This window comes from Psychrobacter sp. H27 (assembly GCF_059072655.1).
This window is the reverse complement of sequence record NZ_JCACRX010000001.1, coordinates 2691780-2716126: the sequence shown is the minus strand read 5'-3', so window position 1 is coordinate 2716126 and position 24347 is coordinate 2691780. Positions and strand designations below refer to the sequence as shown.

Below are 24347 nucleotides of genomic sequence, written 5' to 3'. Positions count from 1 at the left end.
CTCTCCTTATTTCGCTACTGGCTGTTGGTTGGCTGCCGCATCAATAACATCGACACCAACCGCCTGCGCGATTTTTTGATCAAACTCTGGACGGAAATATTTAATCGCACTCATTAGTGGTTCCATCGCACCTGGAGCATGCGCACAGAATGTTTTACCAATCCATAAGTCACGCGTCAGGCCTTCTAGTTTTTCGACATCGCCCACTTGCCCTTCACCATCATTGATGGCGGTAAGCAATTTAACGCCCCATGGCAGACCATCACGGCATGGTGTACACCAACCGCATGACTCACGCTGAAAGAAAATCTCAAGGTTGCGTAGTAATGGCACCATGTCTTGTGATTCATCGACGACCATAATCAGACCAGTACCCATACGGCTACCAGCGTTTTGAATGGTGTCAAAATCCACCACCACATCTAAATGCTCAGTAGTCAAAAAGTCTGTTGAGGCGCCACCCGGCAGCCACGCTTTGAGGGTTTTGCCATCTTTCATACCGCCTGCCAAATCTTCGATGATTTCGCGAGCCGTATAACCAAATGGTAATTCCCATAGACCTGGGTCATTAACCAATCCTGAGCAGCCAAATAGCTTGGTGCCCGGCGTTTTACTTTTGCCTTTGATTTCAGATAATGACTGATACCACTCGACGCCATGGTTCATAATCGCTGGCATATTGCACAGCGTTTCAACGTTGTTGACGACGGTTGGACGACCCCATGCACCAGAGATTTGCGGAAACGGTGGTTTAGTACGTGGGTTGGCACGGCGACCTTCTAAACAGTTAATTAACGCCGTTTCCTCACCGCAGATATAACGTCCAGCGCCAGTATGCACATGCAAGTTAAAGCTAAAGTCTGAGCCTAAAATATTGTCGCCCATCAGATTATTGGCCAAGCATTCTTCGATAGCAGTCACCAAACGCTCAGCGGCCAAGATGTACTCACCGCGGATAAAGATATAGCCGTCCGTCGCACCAATAGCATGAGCGGTAATGAGCATCCCTTCGATAAGCTGAAACGGTAGACGTTCCATCAGTAGACGATCTTTGAACGTGCCTGGCTCCATCTCATCAGCATTACAGATGAGATAACGCGGTAGACCATCTGGCGGTGACATAAATGACCATTTCAGACCCGCATTAAAACCCGCACCGCCGCGACCGCGGACATTGGCGGCTTTAATCATATTGCCGACATCTTTAGGCGATTTAGATAGCGCTTCTTTCAGACCCGTAAAGCCTTTTAGGGACTCATAAGTGGCTAGATCAAGCACGGCGTCATGGTGCGCTAGGCGCCACGTCAATGGCTTGGTTTCGCTAGTCGCTGTGGCTTTATCGCCATAGATTGGAACACGCTGTGCATTTAGCTGGCTTGGTGCTTGACCTTGACCGCGACGAGCAATCTGCTCTGAAATCGTTAAACTCATGCGTATATCTCCAATAGTTGCGCGACCTCGGAGGGTTGAACAGGGCCGTAAGTGTCTTCGTCAATCAGTACTGCCGGGCCTTTGTCGCAGTTTCCTAAGCAGCAAATTGGCAATAGCGTAAATCGACCATCAGCAGTTGTCTGACCGTATTCGATACCCAGCTGCGATCTAATTTCAGCTGATAGCGCCTCATAACCTGTCAAGTAACAAGCTACAGAGTCACAGATCAGAATCACATGACGACCGACCGGCTGACGGTAGATACGGTTAAAGAAAGTCGCAACCCCATCCATATCTGACATCGGAATGTCTAGGATATTGGCAATAGCGTTTGCCTGGGCGTCATCAACCCAGCCATTACGCTTTTGCACGATTTTAAGTGCATCTAGCGAGGCGGCACGTGCTTGCGGGTAATGATGCATAAACTCATGAATGGCAGCAATTTCCTCAGTGGTGAGGATGCTCTCTACATCTACTTTTGGCATTTTGTCGGAAACAATTTTCATAATCTTCTATCTTTCCTCACTCATCCTGCTCTATCACTAGACAATATCAGTCTCATTGCAACTGGGTTATATCGAAAAGTGACAGCATTTTGGTGTGCCATCAGGCAATAATATATTGATAAACAACTATTCTTTAAGACTTACTGGCATCTTTAACGATCACAATCTGCCATCACAATATCTATCGATGCTAAATACATAATGGCGTCAGAAACAAGCGATCCATTAATGACCGATGGCATCTGTTGTATATGCGCAAATGTTGGTGTACGAATGCGCGTACGATAGCTCATCGTGGCTTTGTCTGAGGTGATGTAATAACTGTTCAGACCTTTGGTCGCCTCGACGATTGTCGCACACTCACCCGCTGGCATCACAGGACCCCAAGATACTGAGATGAAGTGGTTAATCAATGTCTCAATATCATTTAGCGTACGGTCTTTTGGCGGTGGCACAGCGAGTGGATGATCCGCTTTGTAAGGGCCTTGTGGCATGTTGTCCATACATTGACGAATGATACGTAATGACTGGCGCATCTCTTCAACTTTTACCATACAGCGATCATACGCATCACCGTTGTAACCAACGGGTACTTCAAAATCGTAATTTTCATAGCCCATATACGGACGTGCTTTACGCAAATCAAAGTCCACACCAGTCGCACGCAGTCCCGCACCTGTCACACCCCAAGCCAATGCTTGCTTGGCGTTGTACTGAGCAACGCCTTGGGTACGGCCTTTGAGTACGCTGTTCTGTAATGCTGCTTTGACATACTCATCCAAGCGTTTCGGCATCCAATCTAAGAATTCACGAACCAGACGCTGCCAACCACGTGGCAAGTCAGCCGCCGTACCACCGATACGGAACCAAGCAGGATGCATACGGTAGCCAGTCACCGCCTCGATAACGTCATAGGCTTTTTGGCGATCGGTAAACATATAGAATACAGGCGTCATGCCGCCCGCATCCTGAATGAACGTACCAACGTATAGCAAATTGTTGGTGATTCGGAAAAACTCACTCATCATCACACGGATAGTTTCGGCGCGAGGTGGAATGGTAATCCCAGCAAGCTTTTCGACCGACATGATGTACGGCAGCTCATTCATCACACCGCCAAGATAATCAATACGGTCGGTATAAGGAATGAATGAGTGCCACGTTTGGCGCTCAGCCATCTTTTCGGCGCCGCGATGGTGATAGCCGATATCAGGGATACAGTCGACGACTTCTTCGCCATCAAGCTGTAGCACCAAACGAAACGCACCATGAGCAGAGGGATGGTTAGGGCCGATGTTCAAGAACATAAAGTCCTCATCGCGACCTGAACGCTTCATACCCCACTCTTCTGGGACAAAACGCAGGTTTTCTTGTTCGTATTGCTGCTTGGCCGTGTTCAAGAAATACGGAGTAAACTCAGTCGCACGTGCATGATACTCTTTACGCAGTGGATGCCCTTCCCAGTATTTTGGCAATAAAATACGGGTCAAATGCGGATGGCCGCTAAAGACAATACCGAACATATCCCATACTTCGCGCTCATACCAGTTGGCGTTTGGCCAAATATTGGTAGCGCTTGGCACGTTGAGATCGTCTTCGCTCAGTGCGACTTTGACACGTATATCACTATTGCGCTCAAGCGACATTAAATGGTAAAAAACGGTAAAATCACTGTCAGGCAAACCCGCTCTGTGCTGACGCAAGCGCTCATCTATCGCTGACAAATCAAATAGCATGACATAGGGCTTGGGCAATTTGCGTAGGAACAAGAGAACGTCTAATAAGTCTGCACGAGCCACCCAAACCGTTGGAATCTCATCCACAGTGTGCTGCACAACAAATTTACCAGCGTACTTCTGCTCCAGCTCTGTAATGACTGCTGGGACGGGCTTGATCCTAGGATCTGTGTTTTCGACTACCGTGACCATGAATGATGTATTCCTTCATTAATCATAACTGAACTATGTCAACCATAACTGAGCTATGTTAATCATAACCGAACTATGATAAGCGCATAAAATATTAAAACTATTACTACAAGTCTAAATGCTGTTTAAAACCTAAATACTATCTGGGCTACGTAAGTTTTTGACAGCGATACGGTCTGCCTGCTTACGGTCACGTTCAGGTGTCATCTGAGGTTGATAGACCCCTTGTTCATTGACGTGAATGCCCAATGGACGACGTTCTTTAGTGATCGATTCTTGCAGTAACATCAAACCTTGAATCAACGCTTCTGGACGCGGCGGACAGCCAGGCACATACACATCAACAGGGATAATCTTATCCACGCCTTGTACGACCGAGTAGATATCATACATACCGCCCGAGTTGGCACAGGCGCCCATAGAGATGACCCATTTTGGCTCGAGCATTTGCTCATAAAGACGCTGGATAACAGGGGCCATTTTGACGAAGCAAGTACCGGCGACGATCATCACGTCTGCTTGACGAGGTGACGCACGGATAACCTCTGCCCCAAAGCGTGACAAGTCATGAACAGCAGTTAAGGTAGTGGCATATTCGACATAACAACAAGACGTACCAAAGTTAAATGGCCATAGTGAGTGCTTGCGCCCCCAATTTGCTGTTGAATGAACAAGATCTTCTAGGCGACCCATAAAGACGTTTTTATTGACTTCGTCTTCGATAGGATCATTGACCGTTTGGCTGGTCTGTGCAGGATAGGTATCTGCATCAGGGTTGGCTTTTGTTAATGTGTATTTCATAACATACAACCTTCATATTAAGTTTGGCGTAGCAGTCAGCTTAATTGCGCTATTGCCATAACTTTTATTATTGAGTATCTGATCATAAATATCTGATCATCGGTGATCGTTGATAAAACCGACTACCGTCTTTATATCTTGCTGCCCATTGTGACAAATGCTACGAGCCAAAATCATCAGCTAGTGCTAACGCTCAGTCTTGTCTCGTTGAGCAGACGTCGCAAAATCTACAGTAGTCACATTACCTGTCGTATTGATATGATCAATGTTTTGTAGATGACGGCGATTGGCCTCAATATTGTTTGAGACATTGATTTGTCCTGATGACTGTGCTGGCACCTTACCGGTAGGATCGACCATCAATTCGTGAGCGCCATCAAACTTGGTAATGTCTGCCAGATTAAAGCCAGCAGGAGCGGCATGTAAGCGTACTTTTTTGCGTAGCTTATCTGCAGGTGCCCAATTCATCGCACCCAAGCTGAGCTCATAGATCAGACCAATAATTAGGATAGTGATAAAGGTAGCAGCGGCGGCAAAACCAAGCCAGCCAGCCTCTCTTACTGAAACAGCATAAGCGTAGAGATATAGCGCTTCTAAATCAAAGATAACAAAGAAAATCGCTACAAGATAGAATTTAGCAGACAAACGAATACGGGCGTTGCCAGATCCGACAACACCCGCTTCAAATATTTCTTCTTTTTGTGAGCCTTGAGAGCGGCCACCAAGCAAACGCGGTACAACCAGCATAAAGACAACTAGCCCAATGGCGGCTAAGATAAAAGCAACTGCTGACCAATTAAAAGCAGACATGATAATACGTGCTCCTCACCCAATCGAGTGTCATACACAGCGCAAGTACTGACCTACGAGGGTCGCCTCACGACAGGTATAACGTAGACGAAAACACAAAGCGACTGTCATTGCATTTAAGCATTTGTCACTGAGTTTAAGTAACTGTCATTGAGTCACATGTTAGGTATTTTGCTGGTAATAACCAATTATCAAGCGTATTGACGACGATGTCAGACATGACCAACTGTAGAGATTCCGGAATGCACGCGGACAAAGGCTGGTCGCCCAACGCATCTTCTAACAACGTAAGATCAACGTATTAAATCAATATCATATCTGGCTGCGTATTTAATTGATTTAATAGCTCATTACACGTGGTCAATAATGGCGTGACAACTGGCATAAATTATTTACGTACTATACGCATATCAGTGCCTAAAAGCTAGTTTTTAACTGTATTGAACGGTCACTTTCTGTGCAAAAAAAATGTGTTTTTTTTACTATGAATTATGATATGGACTTTACCTTATATTAACCCCAAATCCATACTTTTAACCATGCTCGCATCTTGCTACAAGATTTATCAAAACTTAGTTGATCAAGCACTCTTATTTCAGCAACCAACTCCTCCCCAAAAGAGCTGTTTTTGCTTTATAATAACCCACCTGATTTTGGTGATATTTTACTATCAGACCGTAAACTCAATTATTCTTATAATACATAGTATCCAACAATAAATAGTATTCAACTGTCGCTACGATATTGATTTTGGTGAGACGCGTCGTGTTCATCTACTGGTGCGATATCAGTGCTACCCTCTTTTTGCTTTTGTCTTACAGGTCACGTTATGAGTCAACTCAATCCCAAACAATCCGAGGCCATGCTCTACGTATCTGGTCCCCTACTCGTCCTTGCAGGTGCAGGCTCTGGTAAGACCTCGGTGATCACGCGTAAGATCGCCTACCTGATCCAAGAGTGTGATATGCCAGCTGAGCGTATCACGGCGGTGACCTTTACCAATAAAGCAGCACGTGAAATGAAAGCGCGTGTCAGTAAACTACTACCAAGTGAAAAAATGCGCGGTCTAACGGTATCGACCTTTCACCAATTTGGTCTACAGTTTTTGCGCTATGAGCTGATTCATACCCCGCTCAAAGGCAATTTTTCTATCATGGACAGTGACGACAGTAAGCGTCTTTTGATGGAGCTCATGATGCGCGATAACTTGAGTGGCGCTGAAAGTCGCGAGCTCGTTGGCAAAGCCATCAAGATGATCTCTGACTGGAAAAACGATTTGGTCGAGCCTGATCAGGCGATGGAAACGCTAGACGATCCAGAAGAGATGATTTTTGCGACGTTATATGCGCTTTATGAGCGTAACTTGCGCGCGTATAATGCCGTTGATTTTGATGACCTGATTGTATTGCCTACCAAGATTTTACGTGAAAATAGAGAGCTACGTGACAAGTGGCAAAACCGTATTCGTTATTTATTAGTCGATGAGTATCAAGATACCAATACCGCTCAGTACGAAATGATTAAAAATCTTGTTGGGCCGCAAGGGCGATTTACCGTGGTAGGTGATGACGATCAGTCTATCTACGCATGGCGCGGGGCAAAACCTGAAAACATGGCGCTGCTAAAAGAAGATTTTCCAAAACTAAAAATTGTCATGCTTGAGCAAAACTACCGCTCGACTACGCGTATTTTGACCTCGGCCAACGCGGTTATTACCAACAACGAGCATTTATTTGAAAAGAAACTGTGGTCAGATAAGGGCCAAGGCGAAAAGATTCGGATCATCAACTGCCGTAATGACGATGACGAATCGGAGCGCGTCGCTAAAGAAATCGTCACGCACAAATTGCGCTTTGGCAATGAGTGGGAGCAATATGCAGTGCTATACCGCAGTAACTTTCAGGCACGCATGCTAGAGGCGCAACTGCGCCAGCTGCAAATTCCTTATAAATTATCGGGTGGACAGTCTTTCTTTGCTCGTAGTGAAATCAAAGACATCATGGGCTATCTGCGTCTGATCTTGAATCCTGAAGATGACAGTGCGTTTTTGCGGATTATTAATACCCCTAAGCGCGGTATGGGACCTGCCACGCTCGAAAAGCTCGGCTTGTTTGCACAAGAACACAGTATATCGCTACTGGCTTCCTGTACTCATGCGGGCCTGACCCACGTGTTACCTTCCAAGGCTTATGGCACAATAAAAGAGTTTGGTGAGTTCATTGAGCACTATACGCGTGAGCTGGATCAGCACCCTGATCCTGTGCCAATCGTGCGTCAAATGATTGATGAGACAGGCTATATTGATTTTGTCCGTAGCGATGCCAAAACACCGCAGCAAGAAAAAAACCGCATTGATAATATCGATATGCTGTATACCAGTATTCAGTCATTGATTAATCGCGCGGAAGAGGACGAAGACCGGACGATTGATACCATCATTCGTAAACTGGTCTTGCTCGATATGCTCGAACAACAGCAAGAAGAAGAAAACACCAACAAAGTCAACTTGATGACCTTGCATGCGGCAAAAGGTTTGGAGTTTGATTTTGTCTATATCATGGGGCTTGAGGAAGAGATGCTACCGCATCGCAACTCTATCATGAGTGAGACAGTCGAAGAAGAACGTCGTCTGATGTATGTAGGGATTACTCGTGCGCGTCGCGAGCTGACATTGACGCTTGCAACCCAGCGCCGTGCTGGTGGGCAAATGCGTGTCACCTCTGAGTCTCGGTTTTTGGACGAGCTGCCTGAAGATCATATTGATTGGCCCGCCAAAGCAAAAAAGAAAAAAGCGACCAAAGACCCAGAGGCTGTCGCTGATGAATACTTGGCCAATATTCGAGCGCTACTCGGTAAACGCTAACATCAGCACTAGTAGTATTGACAGCGCATATTGTTGACTGAGTACATTTGGCAAGCGTCACGCTGCAATCGTTGACACATGATTGGGCTATAGTTATTTCACCTTTCTAAAAATATGGGATCCCTTATGCCTACCCCGACGCCCGAGCAGGAACGACCATCAACACTACCAGGCGATTACAATCCAGCTGAATACAGCGCCGAATATAAACTGCTGTATTTGCAGGATTTGGTGGCCAATAAAGCATATGAGGCAATCACCGAGTTTTTAGAAAAGCAGTCTGAGTATGAGATTGCAAGCCTACTAGAATCGTTCCCTACCCAGAACCGTTTACTCATTTGGGAGCAAGTACCAGAGAGCATCAAGGGTGAAGTGCTTGCTGAGCTCGAGTACGATACTCGCCAGCCGTTGATGGAGAACATCTCTTCTCAAGAGATCTCATTGTTTACTCAAGACCTCGATGCTCAGGATATCTCTGAGATTCTGGATACCGTAACTGAGAGCGTCCGTACCTCAGTGATGGCAACGCTGGACGAAGAGACGCGTGTCCAAGTCAATAAACTTGATACGTACAACGACTGGGAAGTTGGCAGCTATATGGATCCTGATATTATCCAAATAAGAGATGATATCTATCTGTCTGATGTACAAGATTGGCTGCGCCAAAACGACGATTTACTTGATGACGAAAGCCAAGAGCTGCTAGTGGTTGATCAAAGCCAGCAATTACTCGGTCTATTGAGCTTAGTAGATTTGATCAAACATAAGCAAAGCACCCTAGTCTCGGAGCTGATTGATACTGCTATTACGATTAACGATCGCTTAGACATCCAAGATGCCGCTGCGATTTTTCGTTCAGAAGACATCCGCTTTGCGCCTGTCATTAATAGTCATGGCGAACTGGTTGGACAGCTAAATGGCGAGGACATTATGGAAATTATCCAAGATGATGTTGATAGCACCATGAAAAACCTCGCTGGTGTTAGTCAAGATGAAGAGCTGTTCGCGCCTATCTTAACCAGTGCCAAAAGCCGTAGCGTCTGGCTAGGCATTAACTTATGTACCGCGCTTCTGGCCGCAGCAGTGATTGGACAGTTCGAGGAAGTATTGGCACAAGTGGTGGCGCTAGCGATATTGATGCCTGTAGTTGCCAGTATGGGCGGTATTGCAGGCTCACAGACATTGACTGTCGTCATCCGCGGTATGGCAATGGGTCAAATCGGTGGTTCTAACCGAGTCTGGCTACTCAACAAAGAGCTGTGGGTGGGTGCGATAAACGGTATCATTTGGGCGATAATCATGGCGTTTATTGCTCAATTATGGTTTCATGATATCAAGATTAGTGCCGTCATTGGCTTTGCCATTGCGATTAATATGACTGCGGCTAATGTCTCAGGGATTAGTATACCGCTGATGCTAAAACGCATGAATATCGATCCTGCGTTGTCCGCTTCAGTGATACTAACCACCGTCACAGATATTGTCGGTTTTATGTCATTCTTAGGATTAGCCAGCGTACTAATACTTTAATGAAACTATCGAATAGTCAGCTCTCTATCTAAAATATGACACTATAACTTATCTAAAAACATTGAATAACTTTTTAAAATCGTAATCTAGCATCTAAATTTTAGAAACTAAGGTCTAGAATCTATCAAACCATGAAGCGAGTGTGTTATGCAGGCTGTACAAGTTAAAGTCGTAAACCCTAAAATTACTGAAGATGAAGCGTTCTCTCTACCGACTCGTGCAACCGACGGCAGTGCTGGTATCGATCTGCGTGCTTGTATCGATGAACCCTTGACCATCAAGGCAGGCGAAACCCATTTGATCGGTACAGGCCTTGCGGTCTATATCCAAGATCCTAATTATGCGGGCATGATCCTACCGCGCTCAGGTCTCGGTCATAAGCACGGTATCGTCTTGGGTAACTTGGTTGGGCTCATTGATGCTGACTATCAAGGTGAGCTGATGGTCAGTATTTGGAACCGTAGCGAAAATGACTTTGTACTTAATCCAGCCGAACGTATGGCACAGTATATTGTCGTTCCTATTGCCCGTCCTGCGTTTGAAGTCGTCGCAGAATTCAGTGATGAAAGCGTACGTGGTGCTGGTGGGTTCGGACATTCAGGTCGTCAGTAGCTCAAATAGACAGTTTTTTGGATAGCGACTAGCGTTTATTTGGATAGCATTGATAAGATCTTAGGCTATCTCGTTTTTATCTTACTTATCATCTCACCATAATTACGGAAATAAGGAGTGTAAGCAATGCCATCTTTTGCGGCTCAGCATTTCTTATTTCGTGCTTATGATATCCGTGGGTCGCATCAGTATTTTACAAACGAGTTTGTACAAGCATTGGGATATGCTTTTGCGCATCTCTATAATTCCCAAGACCGCCAGCTGGCTCAGCATAATGATGCGGTCATGGTTGCTGATATGGATGACTGTAAAAACAGCACTGTAATTACTAAGCAAGGTGCTCGGAGTGAGAGCAATGGCATTAAAAACACTGATGTTAAAAGCCAGCGTGTTAAGAACACTGGCATTAAAAATAACATTATTACAAATATTGTCATTATCGGTTACGACATGCGTGTTGGCAGTGAGACGATTGCTCGCGCACTATCTACCACCCTGATAGAGAGAGGCTTACGTGTTATCCAACTGGGGCTCATTACCACGCCAATGATGGCATTTTGGTCAGCGCAATATCAAGGTCATGGTATCATGGTGACTGCCAGCCATTCTGCCAAAGAGATATTAGGCATCAAGTGGCTAGTCAATCATAAATCCCCAAGCAGCTCAGAGATACAAACCCTGTATCAACAACTGATTGCCCATCACAATCATTACTCACCTAAGAATCAATCTAACAAAGTCGCCTTAGACTCAAGCTTTACAGACACTGTCCTCGATACCGAGTCATCGAACGATTTGCTAACAGAGCTACCTGACGGGCAGGTTGCAGATACTTATATCACGGCTATTGAAAAAGTATTTGAGCAGCTGTCTCGGCACACACAGACAACTCACAATCGGACAAGCCACGGTCAAATAGCATCTACAAAAACACCAGAAAATCCTCTCAACCTTGATTTAATCATAGTCATTGACTGTATGCATGGTGCTACAGGCAACATCGCTCAGCGCTTGTTTGAGCGTTTTTGTCAGCAGGTCATTGTTCTCAATGGTACGCCAGATGGCAGCTTTCCATTGGGCAACCCTGACCCCTCCGAGCCTAACCGTCTAACCGAGTTGCAACAAGCTGTCATTTTTCACAATGCAGATATGGGCCTGGCTTTTGATGGTGATGGTGATCGTTTGGTAGTCGTCGACAATGAAGGCAAAGTGGTCACTCCTGATTATTTGCTCTACTTTTTGGCACGTATTGCCCTCACTGAGCATCCCAAACCTCTACTTGACTCCTTACTAGCGCCTGAAGTGCTGTTCGATGTCAAATGTACCCACCATTTACCAAAATTACTGACCAACCTCAAAGCCACGCCTGTGATTAGTAAGACAGGCAGCAGCTTTATGCGCCAACAGATACAACACCCTGACAGTCAAATTGTTTTCGCTGGTGAATTATCGGGACATTTTATTTTCAATGACAGTCGTTTTATTGCTTATGATGATGCGATGTACGCTGCATTACGGCTGCTGCATCGGTTTGACCAGTCTCGTAATGCATTTGATAATAAAAAATCTCTGACAGATATTATGCAACGCTTGCCTGCGATGGTCAGTACCGCTGACCATTATCTACCAATACCGCAGGCGACTATGAGAGATTGTACAATTATGGAGCAATTGACGAGTTTCTGTACCTACTTGCAGCATCTGGTTGGTATATCTGTCGATACTGACGCTATTAACGGTTCTGTTAGCAACTCTATCAATAAGCCTGAACAACCCTTAGAAGTTGCCCATCTACCAACTGCCTTATGCAAGTCGTCAATATGTGCTTGCGCCACAGTCAGATCATACATAACAGTTGGGCAAGCCAAGTGTTTATTCCCCACAGGAACTAAGCTGAACTGCATTGATGGTATACGCTTGGACTTTGCACATGGGTTTGGGGTATTACGCCAATCAAACACCAGTAACAACCTAACTGCACGCTTTGCAGGCAACAGCATGGACGACTTAAGAGATATTCAGGCAACGTTTGCGGCTCTGTGCCGACCATTTAGCGCAGCGCTAGCACAACAGATCGTTGCTATGCCTGCTGAGTAGCCATACAAAATCATATCGTTATCTCGTTAGAGACAATAGATACAACAAAAACAACCCACTCAACACTGCCCTTAGGAGTTCATAATGACGCTTAATTTAGATGATGCCAAAAACACTGCTGAGGTATTGACCACAGCGTTACCCTATATTCAGCGTTTTGTTGATAAGCTCATCGTGGTGAAGTATGGCGGCAATGCGATGACCGACCCTGAGCTTGAGAGCTCATTTGCTCGCGATATCGTCTTACTAAAAACTGTGGGTATGCATCCAGTAGTCGTTCATGGTGGCGGTCCACAAGTCGATAACTTATTAAAAGAGCTAGGCCGTCAATCAGACCGTATCGATGGGATGCGTGTCACCGACAAAAGCACCATGGATGTTGTAGAGATGGTATTGGGCGGTAGTGTTAACAAATCCATTGTTAGCTTAATTAATAAGCATGGCGGGCGCGCGATCGGTCTGACCGGTAAAGATGCCAATTTGATTCAAGCGAAAAAACTGATGATGGAAAAAATAGGCGCAGATGGTATCGCTGTTCCTGTCGATTTAGGGTTCGTCGGTGATGTGGTGAGTGTCAATAAAGATGTGATTAACATGCTGATTGCCTCTGACTTTATTCCCGTTATCGCACCACTTGGCGTTGATAAAGAAGGCAATACCTACAACATCAACGCCGATCTGGTCGCAGGAAAAGTCGCAGAGTTTTTGCAAGCAGAGAAGCTGATGCTGCTCACTAATATCAAAGGCGTACTGGGCCGTGATGGTGAAGTGGTCACTGGACTGACGCCAAAGAAAGTCGATGGCCTCATCGAAGACGGTACGATCTCAGGCGGCATGATTCCTAAAATTCAGTGTGCGCTTGATGCGGTACGTAGCGGCGTCAAAAGTGCCGTTATCGTCGATGGCCGTGTACCCCACGCGACCTTGTTGGAAATTTTTACTAATGAAGGCGTTGGTACCCTCATTAGCCGTGAAATAGATGCATAATTAGACTCACAAAACGTGCCTATTATCAGCTATCAATACAAAAGAGCCCGAGCTTTGCACTAGCTCGGGCTCTTTTAGGTTTTTTAAACTTTTAAGCTTTTAGAGTGGCAATTCTTGAAAGCTGGTCATGTAGAATAACGAATTACGAAAAAGCCTTATCAAACTCCGCTTCATTAAAACCGCACAGCAATACTTCTTGATTTTTATCTGCCAGCTGACCTTCTACAATCGGGCGTTTAATCATGCTAGTATTTTCCACGAGTAAATCTATCGCGTTGTCTACACCAGCATCAGCCGCTTGCTTTTGACTGTCATCTAGCTTTCGCCATGTCGTGCCGCGTTTATTCAGCACCTTATCAATACCCAACTCATTTACCCAGCGCTGTACTGCTTCTTTATTGATACCTTGTTTTTTATAGTCGTGAAACTCATAGCTAACGCCTAATTCATCTAGCTTATTGAACGCCTTTTTCATTGTGCTGCATGATTTGATACCGTAAATAGTGATGGTCATTGCGAGTCCTTATTATTGCCCATAAATGCCTGTGAATGTTCCTATTATACCGAAGGCTGACTAGATATAGAAAATACCTCACGGTCAATCCACAAACCTTGTTAGTGAATGCATCATATCGTCGCAATTTTTGCCAAATTACGCTATGCTATGGCATTGTCAAATTCCACCTATTTTAATCAGTATTAAACAAATCCGTATTAAATAAATCAGTATCAACCAATTTCGAGCCGACTATGAGCAATGCCGTGACAGCAGACCAAACCGATAACCATTATTACAACCCGCAAGCGATAGAAGCCGCACAGCAAACCAAATGGGCCACTGATAAGCGCTTTGAAGTCAGCAATGAGCCAAGCGACAAACCAAGCCGTTACATGCTGTCGATGTTCCCTTACCCAAGCGGCAAGCTACACATGGGTCATGTACGTAACTATACGATTTCTGACGTATTAAGCCGCTATTATCGTCTCAAAGGGTATGAGGTCATGCAACCAATGGGTTGGGATGGTTTTGGCTTGCCTGCTGAAAACGCCGCGATTGCCAATCAAACTCCGCCTGCTGCGTGGACGTTTGCCAATATTGACAACATGCGCGCACAGCTTAAACTACTTGGCTTGTCTATTGACTGGTCACGCGAGTTTGCCACTTGCAGCCCTGAGTACTATCAGTGGGAGCAGTGGTTGTTCTTGCAGTTGTACAAAAAAGGCTTGGTATATAAAAAGCTCTCAACAGTCAACTGGGATCCAGTTGATAATACTGTCTTGGCAAACGAGCAAGTCATCGACGGTAAAGGCTGGCGTAGTGGCGCGGCAGTGGAAAAACGCGACATCCCAATGTATTACTTCAACATCACTGACTATGCTGATGAGCTATTGGATGATTTGGATCAGCTAGAGGGTCACTGGCCGTCTGAAGTATTGACCATGCAGCGCAACTGGATTGGTCGTAGTGCGGGTATGGAAGTCCACTTCCCTTATGAGCTTGCTGGTGAAGAAAACACCTTAGATGTGTTCACTACTCGTCCTGATACCTTAATGGGCGTGACTTATGTCGCCGTTGCAGCAGAGCATCCACTCGCCCAGTACGCTGCTGAAAATGATGAGATAATCGCTCAGTTCTGTGCGCTTTGTAAAAAAGGCTCAGTGGCTGAAGCCGATCTTGCTAAAGCCGAAAAAATCGGTATGGACACTGGTCTGACCGTCACCCATCCGCTGACTGGCGAAGAAGTGCCTGTGTGGGTCGCTAACTATGTGTTGATGAGCTATGGCTCAGGTGCGGTCATGGCAGTACCAGCTCATGATGAGCGCGATTACGAGTTTGCAGTGAAGTACAACCTACCGATCAAGCAAGTTATCCATACGCCTGATGGCTATTTTGACGACGCTAAAGCGGATGCCAAAGCAAACGATACTGATGTTAATACTGAGGTCAATCTTGCCTATACCGAGCGCAATACTTTGGTTAACTCAGGTGAGTTTGATGGTTTAGATTTTGAGCAAGCGTTTGAAGCAATGCTGAGCAAGCTTGAACCAAAAGAGCTTGCCAAGAAAAAAATCCAATATCGCTTGCGGGATTGGGGCGTGTCTCGCCAGCGTTATTGGGGTTGCCCTATCCCAATGATCAACTGTGAGCATTGTGGTACGGTGCCTGTTGAAGAGCAAGACTTGCCTGTTGTGCTGCCGACTGATGTTGTGCCTGATGGTCGCGGTAACCCACTCAAAAATATCCCAGAGTTTGTGAACACCACGTGTCCTAAGTGTGGCAACCCTGCTGAGCGTGAGACCGATACCTTTGATACATTCGTGGAGTCAAGCTGGTACTACGCGCGCTTTGCTAGCCCAACGGATGCGCAAAACATGGTCAACAAGTCTGCTGCCAATAAATGGCTGCCTGTCGATCAATACGTGGGCGGTGTCGAACATGCGGTGATGCATCTACTATATGCTCGTTTCTTCCACAAGCTCATGCGTGATGAAAACTTAGTCACTGGTGACGAACCGTTCGCTAATCTAATGACGCAAGGCATGGTACTCGCTGGTACGTTCTACCGCGTCAATGCAGATGGCAGTACCACTTATTACTTTGCAGAAGACATCGATATTGACTTCAATGAACGTGGTCAGCCGATTAAAGCCATCTTGAAGTTAGATGGTCAACCAGTCACGATTGGCAAAATCGAAAAAATGTCTAAGTCGAAGAACAATGGCGTCGACCCGCAAATCACCATTGATAAATATGGTGCTGATACGGTTCGTTTATATACGCTATTTACCGCACCTGCAGACCAGACGCTTGAATGGTCAGATGATGCGTTAAAAGGCCCTTATAACTTTGTGAAAAAAGTATGGCGTATTGCTAACGACCATATACAAGCGCTAACAACAGCTGGCATCAGTATTGATACGCTTAATAGTGCGACCTTAAGCACAGAGGGACTGAGCAAAGAAGCCAAGAACTTACGCCGTAAAACGCACGAAACCATCGCTAAGATTGATAGTGATTTGGGTAATCGTTTGGCACTCAACACCCCAGTCTCAAGCTTGATGGAACTTGCTAATGAATTGACGGCTTTTAACGCCAGTAGCGAGCAAGAGCTACACGTTAAGCATGAAGCGCTGACCAACCTTCTGATTATGCTGTCTGTTTATGCGCCGCATGTTGGTGAGCATTTGCTTGAGCAGCTAGGTCTTGACACTTTGACTCTAGACTACCCAACTGTTGATGACAGCGCGCTGGTACAAGATACGATTACGATGATCGTGCAGGTCAATGGTAAAATGCGCGGTAAGATGGATGTCGCACCCAATAGCGATCCTGAGCAATTAAAAGCACAGGCTCGAACGATGGATAGCGTGGCAAAATTCATCACAGGCGAGATCAAAAAAGAAATCGTTGTTCCTAATAAGCTGGTTAATATCGTGGTTGTAGGCTAGTCGCCTAGGCTTAGTGTTCTAAGCCTTTTTATCATATGAGGATAGCGTTTATGTCATATAAACATCGAGCTGAGCAGTCACAACCAAGTGCACAGTACATTGCTACAAAACCATTTGGTGGACGTAAGCTTGCGACAGCAGTACTTGCAGCATTGCCTATGTTTGCCATAGTAGGTGCAGCTGCGAGTCTAAGTGGCTGCGGTTTTCAGCTGCGCGGTTATGACACACCGATGCTACTCAATGCAAGCAAAACAGCCGTCATTATCGAAGACAATCGCACCTCATTTCCTCTAAAATTACCATTGACCCGTCGCCTAACGACGTTGGGGGTCGACGTCATTGATAATATGAGCGTCGACGATGTGGTTCGTAGTAATCAGCAAGCAGGTACTAAAACGATTGCAGCGATCGATATCCGAAACATACGTTTTAAACGTTATGAATTGGTTGGTGTATTGACAGAGATTCGTTTGGTACTCTCAGCAGATGTCAGCTACCAAACGATTGAGAACGGCAAGCCAGTCACCCTTACCAATCCGATTCAAGTCGAGCGCAGCTACCAGTACAATGAAGCCTCTGTCAGTACCGATGACCAGCAAGGCGATCAGATTCGTGATTGGCTCTATGACAGCTTAGCGCGCCGTATTACCGATCAATACGTGGCGATCTCTTTACCAAAAGTCGAATCTACTACCAAGCAATCTGTATTAACAAGTAAAGGCGTAACTCCGACGGTTGTTGTCGTACCCAAGAAGTAGCCTTTAATCAATACTATTATTAAGCCATACCATTTGCAGTCGTTTAAGTATGAATAATAACGAGCGTACGTACTATATTTAGTTAATGAGCCAGTTAGTCAGCTAAGCAGATTCGAAAGCGCTCGTTATATTACTGCATTATTGCAAATGCTATCACCTGCTTACCAACCTGTGTCCTATCACTCTATGCAAGATACCTTTATACAAGCCTATCCAAAACTACTGCAACCTTCAGTTGCGGTAGCGGGCTTGTGGCTGGCGCATGGTGATGAGCCATTACTCAGTCAATGGCTGATTGATGCGCTTCGTCCGCATTGGCGCGCGCAAAACTACGCCATAAAACGTATCGAGCTGATATCCGTCAAAAGCTGGCAAGAGGTGCTATCAGAGCTTGGCAGTCAGTCTCTATTCGATGATGCTAGCGCTTTGATCGTGACGGGCAATCATAAACCTGATAAAGCCGTCATTGCTGAGCTAGAACGCTTTGCCGTTGAAGCGCAGACAAACGCAGGCAGTCATAGTTTGTTGTGGCTGACACCCAAACAAGACAAACGTAGTCAGAGCAGCAAATGGTTTGCTCCTTTTGCAAAATATGGCACTGTCATTGACTGCAATTTATACAATGAGCAGCAGCGTCAGCAGTTATTACAAATACAGGCGCAAAAATTTGGGTTACGACTGTCGCAAGAAGCGTGGCAACTTCTGATGTCTCATACTGAGCACCATCTACTCAGTGCCTACCAAACGTTATGGCGATTGTCATATCTGTTCGCACCGCAATTAACTGCTCATAATGAAAGTAGCGAACCTCCGAGTAATGCTCCACAACCAACGAACAATATGGCATTGGACATTAAAGACCTACAAGCCGCTTTAGTCAGTGATGCTCAATTTAGTGTGTTTGATTTGTCTGATGCTATGCTCGCGGGTAATAGCACGCAAGTTGCCAAAATCATGTTTCAGTTAAAGGCAACCGATGAGCCGACTACCTTGGTGCTTTGGGCAATCAGTAAAGACATGCGCCAGATCATACAGCTGATGGATGGACAAGATCCTCAGGCGCTTGGTATCTGGCGTAGTAAGCAGGGGCTGTACCAACAAGCCTACCGTCGTCAAACACAGTCCCAAACTGCTGAATGGCCAGCTCTACTCTATCGCTGCGACCAAGCTATCAAAGGCCTTGTTCGCCAGCCAGCATGGGAGCTGCTATTGCAAGCAGCGTTAGAATTGGCAGGTAAACGCTTATTTGCAATGCGCTGATATCCTTAAATAATATTTAGTCGTCAAACCTCCAACCATCAAGCCTGTATCTGTACTTCTACCTCTACTCGTAATCATAGTCATAGTCATCAAATATCACTTTTTATTACCTTCTTTATAGAGATAGCTATACTACCCCGCCTCCCTCTACAGCACGCTATCTTCCTCAAGTGTTACCCATCTAATATCCATACCTTCCTAGTCATTCACTTACTGTCATGTTATCTCCACGATGTCTACCTTAACCTTTCGTAAACTAATTACCATTCCCTTTTGCATATGAAGTCTCTACTATGTCTACACTTGATTTAATTGTGATTGGATTGTTGTCATGCGCAAAATGAGCAAAAAGTCTGCTATCAAATGGGGCGTTATCGCCTTAGTCGTCATAGCTCTAGGGGCTTTAGCCTATACCTTCTTAAAACCAGAAGAAACCACCCCCAACTACCTGACTGCGACGGCTGAGATTGGCGATATTGAAAATAACGTCATGGCTTCAGGCAAGGTCAAAGCCTTAAATACTGTCGATGTAGGGGCGCAGGTATCTGGTGAAGTAAAACGTCTGTACGTTGAAGTGGGCGATGAAGTAAAGCAAGGCGATTTGATCGCCCAAATTGACCAGGTCACCCAAAAAAATAGCCTGAGCAATGAGCAGGCCAGCCTCGAGCAGAGCGAAGCAGCATTGCAAAGCGCGCAAGCAGAAGCGCTCAGCAAACAAGCAGCACTAAAAAGCGCGTATGCCGATCTTGCCAGTCGTCAGTCTGAGCTCAAGCAAGCACAGTCTGATTTTGCGCGCTTGCAAGGTTTAGTCGCTATTGACGCGATCTCACAGCAAGAATATGACACCCAAGCGACCAGTGTCGAGACCGCAAAGGCAGCCGTTGCCAATGCACGTGCGGCTATCGATACCGCAAAGGCGGCCATTGCAACGACAGCCGCAAACATCAACAGTCAACAAGCAGCCCTACGTAAATCACGTACCAATGTCAGTACCGCAGAAGAAGATCTCAGCTACACCACCATCCGCGCCCCTATATCAGGTACGGTAGTCTCCATCACGACAGAACAAGGTACCACTGTTAATGCCAATCAGACGGCGCCAACCTTGGTAACGCTTGCTGATCTATCAACAGTACGTATCAATGCTCAAATCTCTGAAGCCGATGTTATTAACGTCAGTGCTGGCATGCCCGCCTATTTCAATATTATAGGTAATCCAGATCAGCAATATGATGCAACTTTGACTGCGATTGAACCAGCTCCTGAGCAAATCAGTGACACCAGTTCAACGGATGCTGCGATTTACTATGTTGGCTATGTAGAGGTTCCAAACCCTGACCGTTTATTTCGTATTGATATGACCGCGCAGATTTATATCATTGTCAATGAAGCCAAAAACGCGCTTTTAGTACCGTCAACAGTGATACAAGAAAAGCGTTCTAAAGGCAAAGAAAAAGGTAGTGCAGCCACCGGTAAGTTTGTACGGGTACTAAAAGATGACGGAACTGTAGAAGAGCGTACTGTAGAAGTCGGTATTGATAACCGAGTAAATGCACAAATCTTAAGTGGTCTAAAAGAAGGCGAAGAAGTCATCATCAGTGAAGAAAGTGCTAATAACTCAGGCGGCCGCGTACCTGGTGGACCGCGAATGTAACTTGTTCTTTGTATCTGTTGATTGATATAGGGCTCAAGCAAAAGAGCCCTGTACTGCGACACTGACTACCCTCTATTGAAGACATTGCTATGACTATACCTCACTCTTCTAAACCATCGCCTGACGGTCACCCGCATAAAGACTCAGAGTCGTACGAATCGGTTGATAGCTCGCCCAACTCATCAGAAACAGACTCGGTAGAATCAAGCCCGGCAGAAGTAATACCAGACAACAATGACACACATGCTGATAAGCCAATTATGCAGCTGTCTGGTATCATCCGAGAGTTTCCTGCTGGTGAGCAGACCATTAGAGTCTTGCACGATATCAATCTGACGATCAATCAAGGCGAGATGGTCGCTATCATTGGGCAGTCCGGCTCCGGTAAGTCCACCTTGATGAACATATTGGGCTGTTTGGATCAAGCGACAGCAGGGGATTATAAAATATATGGTCAGTCAGCAAGCAAGCTGGACGCTGATCAGTTAGCAGAACTACGCCGCGAGCATTTTGGCTTCATTTTCCAGCGTTACCATCTGCTTGGTGATATCAGCGCCAAGGATAACGTTGCCGTTCCCGCTGTTTATGCAGGTATGGATACTGAGGCGCGTACCAACCGTGCCGAAAAGCTACTCACAGACTTAGGACTTGGTAACAAAGTTAATAACCGTCCCAATCAGCTCTCAGGTGGACAGCAGCAGCGTGTTTCTGTTGCTCGCGCGTTGATGAACGGTGGTGATGTTATTCTGGCAGATGAGCCAACTGGTGCTTTGGATAGCAAATCCGGCGAAGATGTGATGGCGATATTGCATGATCTGAGCGCACAGGGTCATACAATAATCATGGTGACTCATGACCCCAAGCTTGCAGCTCAAGCTGAGCGAGTAATTGAGCTTAAAGACGGTTATGTCATTGCTGATTATAAGACAGAGCATTATAAGCATACGCAGAAACAACCAGAGTCTATTTTGGGTGGTCATCGCAAAAGCGCGTTTGGCAGTTTTGTCGATCGCCTGCTTGAAGCCTTCAAGATGTCTTTGCTGGCTATGCGCGCGCACAAAATGCGTACCCTATTGACCATGCTGGGTATCATTATCGGTATCGCAGCAGTAGTCTCTATCGTTGGTCTCGGGCAAGGCTCTCAGCAGCAAATACTGGCTAATATCAGCTCTCTTGGTACTAACACTATCACTGTCAATGACGGCTATCCTAGAGGCGATCCTAGACGACGTTATAATGATGATAATCTTACGCCAGAGGACGCCCAAGCTGTGGGCAATCAGCCTTATATCATCAGCGTCAGTCCACAAGTCAATGCAAGCTCTAGTGTGCGCTATCGTAGTGTACAAGAGGACGCTACCGTCAACGGCGTTGGTAAAGACTATCTAGAGGTCACTGGTGAGACATTGGCATTGGGTCAAGGGTTTGATGCAAAGAGCATCAACTTACGTAGCCAAGATATCATTATTGATGACAATGCCAAGCAAACCTTTTTCACTGATGCTGACAACCCTATCGGTGAAGTGATTTTGATTGGTAGTGTGCCAGGTCGCGTGATTGGAGTACTTGAAGAAAGTGATGGTGGTTTTGGTCCAGATGTCACCACACCTACCATATACATGCCCTATACCACCGTCATGTCTCGTATTACTGGTAGTACCAATATCGACCGCTTTGTGGCTTTGTTAGACGATAGCATTTCTTCGAGCGCCGCCGAGACTGCCATCTCTGATCTCATAGAGAGTCGCCATGGCAAAGATGATTTTCAAATACGAAATTCTGACTCTATTCGTCAGACTATTGAGTCGACGACAGGAACGATGACTTTATTGATTTCGTCCGTGGCGGTTATTTCGTTGATAGTTGGCGGTATCGGGGTGATGAATATCATGTTGGTTTCTGTCACTGAGCGTACCAATGAGATTGGCGTACGTATGGCGGTCGGTGCACGCCAAAGCGATATCATGCAGCAATTTTTGATTGAAGCGGTGTTGGTCTGCATCTTGGGCGGTCTCATTGGTATCGGACTGGCCTTTGCCATTGGTGAGTTGATCAATAGTGTCGGCGGTGACAACTTTAAAGTCATTTACTCACCGACCTCGATTATTGCCGCTTTCGTTTGCTCTACCCTGATTGGTGTTGTTTTTGGCTTCTTACCAGCTCGCAATGCAGCCAAACTGGACCCAGTAGAAGCACTATCTCGAGACTAATTATCACTTGTTGATACGTTTTAGCCAAATCTAAAGCGTATCAATACCGACATAACCCCTAAAATCCAAAGAAACTTAAATAAATAAGCAATTTTATAAGAGATTTACACTTTTTTTATGGTTCGGGGTTGTAATTGTCATAATTATATATATAATGTGCTCTCACGTTTAGGGATACAAACACTTTAAACGTTAGGGCTGTTAGCTCAGTTGGTAGAGCAGTTGACTTTTAATCAATTGGTCCCGCGTTCGAGTCGCGGACAGCCCACCATATTTAGTTTAATCTTTATTGATCGTTCTGCCCTATCCGGCAGTAGATTAATAAAGGTAAGTTTTAAAAAATTCTTTAACTAGAATTTTTACTTGCAGTAAAATGCAAACCTAGTTTGGATATAGTGTTTTTAGAATTTACGAAATATAGATTCTCTTGCACTCAGATGAAGCAATACTTCATTTAATCCTTACTCAGGGCTGTTAGCTCAGTTGGTAGAGCAGTTGACTTTTAATCAATTGGTCCCGCGTTCGAGTCGCGGACAGCCCACCATATTTAGGAAGCCCAGTTACTATAATAGTAACTGGGCTTTTTTTTGTCTGCGCTTTTATCTATCTACAATCACTTGTCTGATTTACGCTTAAAAAGTCGAGACTTATCCTTTCTGCGCCACAGTAGTTTGTGCTTGATCGTGTCTTTGATGGTACGTGGATGTTTAGGCGCTTGAGCAATAAAGGCATCAAACTCTGCTGTACTCATTGCCAACTCTCGACCATGCGCCATAAGCACCATTGACGGCTTCAATGCTTTTATTTTCTTTAGTGACTGCACATAGTCTACAGGGCTGTAGACAGGAAAAGGTGCTACGAACTTATGGCGCAATTTGATTATTAAGTCAGCCGTATATACTTGGCGACTGGGCAGATGAAACAACGACAAATCACGATCGGTATGCCCCGGCGTCTCCAATACCTGCCACTCATCAAACTCCGGGACCAGATCGCCATCTGTAACCGTTATATCTGGTTTGAGACTTGCAGAGTAGTATAGGTTTTTGAATTGGCGTCCTTGACGTCTGGCCACGTAGTATCCCAGATGTATATCTACGAAGTGCATCGCGCGTCCCCCAATACCGCCGTACCATTGACCTTTTTTGTCAGATGAGACGATGAGGCAACCGGTCTTTTGCCGAAACTTACGTGCACCGCCAGCATGATCAGGATGCATGTGCGTGACCACCACTACCTTTAGATCAGTTATGGGTCGCTTCAAGATCGTTTTGATGTAATCAAGCACCATCGGTACGTCCGCACGGCAGCCACCATCTAGTAGCATGATTTTATCTGGATACACCGCAAGATAAGTACTTTGGATGTACCCCTCTAAACGTATAATTTTGCATAAACTCATTGGCATTCCCTAGCGCATTCATTATTCTTATAAGTTTGTATATCGTAA

The 24347-nt window shown here is 45.5% G+C and carries 17 protein-coding genes and 2 tRNA genes; 12 read left to right on the top strand and 7 right to left on the bottom strand.

Going from position 1 to position 24347, the window contains the following annotated elements:
• Nucleotides 1-6 precede the first annotated feature (6 nt).
• From nuoF to ndhC, 5 genes are all read right to left on the bottom strand, one after another.
• Nucleotides 7-1431, bottom strand: coding sequence for an NADH-quinone oxidoreductase subunit NuoF (gene nuoF, locus AC5JPY_RS11255; protein WP_319049913.1), 1425 nt, complete (start codon nt 1429-1431; stop codon nt 7-9).
• Nucleotides 1428-1937 carry an NADH-quinone oxidoreductase subunit NuoE gene (nuoE, locus tag AC5JPY_RS11250; RefSeq protein ID WP_201555956.1) on the bottom strand — a complete coding sequence of 170 codons (510 nt, stop codon included), beginning with the start codon at nt 1935-1937 and terminating at the stop codon, nt 1428-1430. The genes nuoF and nuoE overlap by 4 nt, the downstream gene beginning before the upstream one ends.
• 152 nt (nt 1938-2089) lie before the next feature.
• Nucleotides 2090-3865, bottom strand: a complete 1776-nt coding sequence (nuoC, locus tag AC5JPY_RS11245; RefSeq protein ID WP_319049912.1) for an NADH-quinone oxidoreductase subunit C/D — start codon at nt 3863-3865, stop codon at nt 2090-2092.
• A 132-nt stretch (nt 3866-3997) separates the two neighbouring features.
• Nucleotides 3998-4666, bottom strand: a complete 669-nt coding sequence (locus AC5JPY_RS11240; RefSeq protein ID WP_319049911.1) for a NuoB/complex I 20 kDa subunit family protein — start codon at nt 4664-4666, stop codon at nt 3998-4000.
• Between the two features lie 186 nt (nt 4667-4852).
• Complete coding sequence (gene ndhC, locus AC5JPY_RS11235; protein WP_319049910.1) at nt 4853-5476, bottom strand: NADH-quinone oxidoreductase subunit A; 624 nt, start codon at nt 5474-5476, stop codon at nt 4853-4855.
• A gap of 829 nt (nt 5477-6305) precedes the next feature.
• Here ndhC and AC5JPY_RS11230 point away from each other — a divergent pair.
• The 5 genes from AC5JPY_RS11230 to argB all read left to right on the top strand — a co-directional run bounded on the left by AC5JPY_RS11230 (nt 6306) and on the right by argB (nt 13565).
• Nucleotides 6306-8339, top strand: a complete 2034-nt coding sequence (locus AC5JPY_RS11230) for a UvrD-helicase domain-containing protein (protein WP_493852479.1) — start codon at nt 6306-6308, stop codon at nt 8337-8339.
• Nucleotides 8340-8465: 126 nt separating this feature from the next.
• The gene (gene mgtE / locus AC5JPY_RS11225) at nt 8466-9869 is read left to right on the top strand and encodes a magnesium transporter (protein WP_493852478.1); all 1404 of its coding nucleotides are present in this window, start codon (nt 8466-8468) and stop codon (nt 9867-9869) included.
• 147 nt (nt 9870-10016) lie between these two features.
• The gene (dut, locus tag AC5JPY_RS11220) at nt 10017-10481 is read left to right on the top strand and encodes a dUTP diphosphatase (protein ID WP_493852477.1); all 465 of its coding nucleotides are present in this window, start codon (nt 10017-10019) and stop codon (nt 10479-10481) included.
• Nucleotides 10482-10607: 126 nt separating this feature from the next.
• Complete coding sequence (locus AC5JPY_RS11215) at nt 10608-12578, top strand: phosphohexomutase domain-containing protein (protein ID WP_493852476.1); 1971 nt, start codon at nt 10608-10610, stop codon at nt 12576-12578.
• 84 nt (nt 12579-12662) lie between these two features.
• Nucleotides 12663-13565 (top strand): acetylglutamate kinase, encoded by a 903-nt coding sequence (gene argB / locus AC5JPY_RS11210; protein WP_319049905.1) that lies wholly within the window; start codon nt 12663-12665, stop codon nt 13563-13565.
• Between the two features lie 142 nt (nt 13566-13707).
• Here argB and AC5JPY_RS11205 read toward each other — a convergent pair whose 3' ends face one another.
• Nucleotides 13708-14079, bottom strand: a complete 372-nt coding sequence (locus AC5JPY_RS11205; RefSeq protein WP_443524788.1) for an arsenate reductase — start codon at nt 14077-14079, stop codon at nt 13708-13710.
• A 236-nt stretch (nt 14080-14315) separates the two neighbouring features.
• Between AC5JPY_RS11205 and leuS the strand changes: the two genes are divergently transcribed.
• The 7 genes from leuS to AC5JPY_RS11170 all read left to right on the top strand — a co-directional run bounded on the left by leuS (nt 14316) and on the right by AC5JPY_RS11170 (nt 23441).
• Nucleotides 14316-17015 carry a leucine--tRNA ligase gene (gene leuS / locus AC5JPY_RS11200; RefSeq protein WP_493852475.1) on the top strand — a complete coding sequence of 900 codons (2700 nt, stop codon included), beginning with the start codon at nt 14316-14318 and terminating at the stop codon, nt 17013-17015.
• A gap of 50 nt (nt 17016-17065) precedes the next feature.
• The gene (locus AC5JPY_RS11195) at nt 17066-17773 is read left to right on the top strand and encodes an LPS-assembly lipoprotein LptE (protein WP_493852474.1); all 708 of its coding nucleotides are present in this window, start codon (nt 17066-17068) and stop codon (nt 17771-17773) included.
• A gap of 186 nt (nt 17774-17959) precedes the next feature.
• Complete coding sequence (locus tag AC5JPY_RS11190; RefSeq protein WP_493852473.1) at nt 17960-19033, top strand: DNA polymerase III subunit delta; 1074 nt, start codon at nt 17960-17962, stop codon at nt 19031-19033.
• A 331-nt stretch (nt 19034-19364) separates the two neighbouring features.
• On the top strand, nt 19365-20687 hold the full coding sequence (locus AC5JPY_RS11185; RefSeq protein WP_319049900.1) for an efflux RND transporter periplasmic adaptor subunit: 1323 nt from the start codon (nt 19365-19367) through the stop codon (nt 20685-20687).
• A 260-nt stretch (nt 20688-20947) separates the two neighbouring features.
• A complete protein-coding gene (locus tag AC5JPY_RS11180) occupies nt 20948-22897 on the top strand; it encodes a MacB family efflux pump subunit (protein WP_493852733.1) in 1950 nt (649 codons plus the stop codon).
• A gap of 195 nt (nt 22898-23092) precedes the next feature.
• Nucleotides 23093-23168: transfer RNA gene (locus AC5JPY_RS11175), tRNA-Lys, on the top strand.
• Between the two features lie 197 nt (nt 23169-23365).
• Nucleotides 23366-23441, top strand: a tRNA-Lys gene (locus AC5JPY_RS11170).
• Between the two features lie 69 nt (nt 23442-23510).
• Here AC5JPY_RS11170 and AC5JPY_RS11165 read toward each other — a convergent pair.
• Nucleotides 23511-24299 (bottom strand): MBL fold metallo-hydrolase, encoded by a 789-nt coding sequence (locus tag AC5JPY_RS11165; protein ID WP_319049899.1) that lies wholly within the window; start codon nt 24297-24299, stop codon nt 23511-23513.
• Between the last annotated feature and the right edge of the window lie 48 nt (nt 24300-24347).

Bases quoted from the DNA above. Each gene is read 5' to 3' on its own strand.
- nuoF (WP_319049913.1), bottom strand. From the start codon at position 1,431: ATGAGTTTAACGATTTCAGAGCAGATTGCTCGTCGCGGTCAAGGTCAA.
- nuoE (WP_201555956.1), bottom strand. From the start codon at position 1,937: ATGAAAATTGTTTCCGACAAAATGCCAAAAGTAGATGTAGAGAGCATC.
- nuoC (WP_319049912.1), bottom strand. From the start codon at position 3,865: ATGGTCACGGTAGTCGAAAACACAGATCCTAGGATCAAGCCCGTCCCA.
- AC5JPY_RS11240 (WP_319049911.1), bottom strand. From the start codon at position 4,666: ATGAAATACACATTAACAAAAGCCAACCCTGATGCAGATACCTATCCT.
- ndhC (WP_319049910.1), bottom strand. From the start codon at position 5,476: ATGTCTGCTTTTAATTGGTCAGCAGTTGCTTTTATCTTAGCCGCCATT.
- AC5JPY_RS11230 (WP_493852479.1), top strand. From the start codon at position 6,306: ATGAGTCAACTCAATCCCAAACAATCCGAGGCCATGCTCTACGTATCT.
- mgtE (WP_493852478.1), top strand. From the start codon at position 8,466: ATGCCTACCCCGACGCCCGAGCAGGAACGACCATCAACACTACCAGGC.
- dut (WP_493852477.1), top strand. From the start codon at position 10,017: ATGCAGGCTGTACAAGTTAAAGTCGTAAACCCTAAAATTACTGAAGAT.
- AC5JPY_RS11215 (WP_493852476.1), top strand. From the start codon at position 10,608: ATGCCATCTTTTGCGGCTCAGCATTTCTTATTTCGTGCTTATGATATC.
- argB (WP_319049905.1), top strand. From the start codon at position 12,663: ATGACGCTTAATTTAGATGATGCCAAAAACACTGCTGAGGTATTGACC.
- AC5JPY_RS11205 (WP_443524788.1), bottom strand. From the start codon at position 14,079: ATGACCATCACTATTTACGGTATCAAATCATGCAGCACAATGAAAAAG.
- leuS (WP_493852475.1), top strand. From the start codon at position 14,316: ATGAGCAATGCCGTGACAGCAGACCAAACCGATAACCATTATTACAAC.
- AC5JPY_RS11195 (WP_493852474.1), top strand. From the start codon at position 17,066: ATGTCATATAAACATCGAGCTGAGCAGTCACAACCAAGTGCACAGTAC.
- AC5JPY_RS11190 (WP_493852473.1), top strand. From the start codon at position 17,960: ATGCAAGATACCTTTATACAAGCCTATCCAAAACTACTGCAACCTTCA.
- AC5JPY_RS11185 (WP_319049900.1), top strand. From the start codon at position 19,365: ATGCGCAAAATGAGCAAAAAGTCTGCTATCAAATGGGGCGTTATCGCC.
- AC5JPY_RS11180 (WP_493852733.1), top strand. From the start codon at position 20,948: ATGCAGCTGTCTGGTATCATCCGAGAGTTTCCTGCTGGTGAGCAGACC.
- AC5JPY_RS11165 (WP_319049899.1), bottom strand. From the start codon at position 24,299: ATGAGTTTATGCAAAATTATACGTTTAGAGGGGTACATCCAAAGTACT.